General features: G+C 38.4%; 2 protein-coding genes. Both read left to right on the top strand.

Annotated features, from left to right (window positions below; all coding sequences use genetic code 11):
- Positions 1-13: 13 nt before the first annotated feature.
- Positions 14-775 carry a 5-oxoprolinase subunit PxpA gene (gene pxpA / locus AC1DTM_RS26335; RefSeq protein ID WP_477001267.1) on the top strand — a complete coding sequence of 254 codons (762 nt, stop codon included), beginning with the start codon at positions 14-16 and terminating at the stop codon, positions 773-775.
- Between the two features lie 22 nt (positions 776-797).
- On the top strand, positions 798-1,446 hold a 649-nt coding region (locus AC1DTM_RS26330; RefSeq protein ID WP_023522352.1), incomplete at its 3' end, for a DUF969 domain-containing protein.

Here is a 1,446-nt window from a genome sequence, read left to right as displayed (position 1 = left end):
GGAGGAAAACATCGTGACTACAATTGATTTAAACTGTGATTTAGGAGAAAGTTTTGGAGCTTATAAAATGGGGAATGATGATGAAATTCTTCCGTTCGTTTCCTCTATAAATGTTGCTTGTGGTTTTCATGCTGGTGATCCGGCCGTTATGAGGCAAACGGTTGAAAAAGCTCTGCAGCATAACGTAGCAATAGGAGCACACCCTGGATTTCCTGATTTAATTGGATTTGGGAGAAGGAACATGCACGTTTCAGCAAGTGAAGTATATGATTATGTTTTATATCAAATTGGCGCATTAGAAGGATTTGTTAAAGCTGCCGGTGGGAAGATGCAACATGTAAAACCGCACGGTGCGTTATATAATATGGCGGCAACTGATTCGGAAATTGCGGATRCAATCGCAAAAGCAATTTATCATATTAACCCTGGATTATTACTTTACGGATTAGCGAATAGTGAGGCGTTTATAAGGGCAACAGAAAAATATAATATAACTCTCGTACAAGAAGCTTTTGCTGATCGTACGTATAAGCAGGATGGAACTTTAACGAGTCGTACAGAAGAAAATGCTCTTATAAAAAATGAAGATGAAGCAATAAAACAAGTACTTCAAATGGTGAAGGAAGGGTATGTAGAATCGGTTAATGGGGAGAAAGTAGCAGTTCAGGCGCAAACGATATGTTTACACGGGGACGGAGAGAAAGCAGTACAATTTGCGGAAAAAATATACAGAACATTCGAACTTAACGGTGTTTCTATAAGTGCACCGAAATAATAAATGAGGGGAAGTGCTGGAAATGATTAAATTAATTGGGATACTACTTGTTGCAGTTGGGTTTTTATTTAGATTAAATACACTGTTAGTAGTAATGGTTGCGGGTATTGTTACTGGTATGGTTTCAGGCTTAAGTTTTTATGATGTGATTAGCATGTTCGGTAAATTTTTCATAGAAAACAGATATATGTCTATGCCAATCATATTAACTTTACCGGTAATCGGAATTTTAGAGCGTTACGGTTTAAAAGAAAGAGCAGAAGCACTTATAACGAAATCAAAAGGAGCAACAACTGGAAGAGTATTAATGTCATATTTTACGATAAGAGAATCATCAGCAGCACTTGGACTTAATATCGGTGGTCATGCGCAAACAGTGAGACCGCTAGTTGCGCCAATGGCAGAAGGAGCTGCACAAGGTAAATATGGTAAACTCCCTGAAAAATTGAGAGAAAAGATTAAAGCAAACGCAGCAGCTGCGGAAAATACAGCTTGGTTTTTCGGAGAGGATATTTTCATCGCAACTGGTGCCATTTTATTAATGAAAGGGTTCTTCGATTCAGTAGGTATGCATGTCGGTGTATGGGATATGGCGCTTTGGGGTATTCCAACTGCGATATCTGCCCTTATTGTGAGCTGGATTAGGTTTAGAAGGTTTGATAAGTATATAG

The organism is Bacillus sp. P4_D3 (genome assembly GCF_056401855.1).
The sequence above is the reverse complement of the archived record's forward strand: the minus strand, read 5'-3'. Positions and strand labels throughout refer to the sequence as shown.